At 44.7% G+C, this 562-nt stretch carries 1 protein-coding gene; it reads left to right on the top strand.

Annotated elements, in window-relative coordinates:
• The coding region (locus DC363_RS16610; protein WP_146180822.1) for a reverse transcriptase family protein at positions 1–474 on the top strand (474 nt) is incomplete at its 5' end.
• Positions 475–562 lie beyond the last annotated feature (88 nt).

The following is a 562-nucleotide window of genomic DNA, read 5'->3' as shown; positions in this document are numbered from 1 at the left end:
GAGATTCAGAAGCTTCGCAACGCAGGATTCATTTACCCTATTGCCTATACCACCTGGGTTTCCAACCCCGTTCCCGTCAACAAAAAACAAGGCACCATTCGAGTATGTACTGACTTCCGAGATTTAAACCGCGCATGTCCCAAAGACAACTTCCCCACGCCATTCATCTATCAGATCTTGGATGCTTGTGCGAGAAGTGAGATTTTTTCATTCATGGATGGCTTCTCATGCTATAATCAGATTCAGATCAAACTCATGGACCAACATAAGACGGCATTCATTTGTCCATGGGGAATTTTTGCATATCGGAAAATGCCCTTCGGCCTTAAAAATGCCGGAGCTACATTTCAACGAGCCATGAGCTACGCCTTCCATGATCTTAAGAAGATTATGGAGGTTTTCTTGGATGATCTTGCCGGCCATTCTCGCAAGAGAGTAGACCACCCCAAGCACCTCCGTATGATTCTCGAATGATGTATACACTACCAAATTCGATTGAATCCCAATAAGTGCATCTTCGCTGTAAGGACTGGTCGCCTTCTAGGCTTCATAGTTTCAAAAG

The organism is Thalassorhabdomicrobium marinisediminis, from assembly GCF_003072065.1.
In the GTDB taxonomy this organism is placed as follows: domain Bacteria; phylum Pseudomonadota; class Alphaproteobacteria; order Rhodobacterales; family Rhodobacteraceae; genus Octadecabacter; species Octadecabacter marinisediminis.
This window is presented reverse-complemented; position numbering and strand designations above follow the sequence as displayed.